We start from the raw sequence: 907 nt of genomic DNA on the forward strand, positions 1-907 counted from the left end.
GCATGACGGTGGGCGTGGAGGCCTTCAGCTGGGGCCGCCTGGACGCGGACTGGCGCCTCGGCGTGCAGTTGCTTCGCCGGAACGTGGAGCTGGCCCTGAAGGGGCTGGCGGTGGGCGTGGGCCAGCCTGGAGCGCGCTACCTCGTTTCCGGTGAGGCCCGGTGGCGCTTCCTCGGAGGGAAGCTGTACGCGACGGGCCAGGGGGGCACGCTCCTCTTCCCCACGGCGGAGGGGACGCTGCGGCCGGGGGCCTTCGCTTCGGTGGGACTGGGGGTGGACAATGCGCGCTGACACGTGGCTGCTGCTGAGCGTGGCCCTCCTCTCCACCGGGTGCGTGGGAGGGGTGGGGCCCGCGAGTCGGAGCACCTTCCAGCAGCGCTCTGGGGCCATGCCCTCGTACTCAAGCCCTGCGGACGGAAGGGGCTCCGCGCGCGCAGCGCTGTCCGTCGAGGAAGACGACGACGAGGACGAGCGCACCCACCGCCGCCGCCCCACGCGCGTGTCGGCAGGGACGGCCCTCATCACCACCAGCCACGGCGAGCAGACGCGACTGGCCGTGCAGACGGGCCTGCTGGAGGTGGACGCCTTCGAGAAGCTCCTGGTGCTCGCGGGCCTGGACGACCTGGACGAGTTGCCCCTCCGGCACAACCCCTTCACCCCGGAGGATGCGGTGGAGGTGCTGGGCCGGCTCATGCAGAAGCCGGTGACGCTGGGCTCTTTCCCGCCGCGCATGGCGGCGGGCTTCCTGCTGCGCGAGGTGCTGGAGGGAGGCGAAGTCTCGCGCGAGGAGCTGCTGCGCCGGGTGAAGCGCTTCAGCCGCGAGCAGGTGGCCGTCCTCCGGCCAGACGGCTACCTCGCGTGGGCCCTCGATGGGCGCACCCAGCAGAAGGTGGCGCCCGTCGAGTGGA

2 pseudogenes are annotated in these 907 nt (G+C 72.5%); both read left to right on the top strand.

Annotation, left to right across the window (positions count from 1 at the left end):
• Positions 1–290, top strand: a pseudogene (locus U8525_RS34340) (hypothetical protein); the annotation flags it as partial.
• Positions 280–907, top strand: a pseudogene (locus tag U8525_RS34345) (hypothetical protein); the annotation flags it as partial. The pseudogenes U8525_RS34340 and U8525_RS34345, both read left to right, overlap by 11 nt.

It is taken from the genome of Corallococcus sp. RDP092CA, assembly GCF_041903675.1.
Classification (GTDB): Bacteria; Myxococcota; Myxococcia; order Myxococcales; family Myxococcaceae; genus Corallococcus.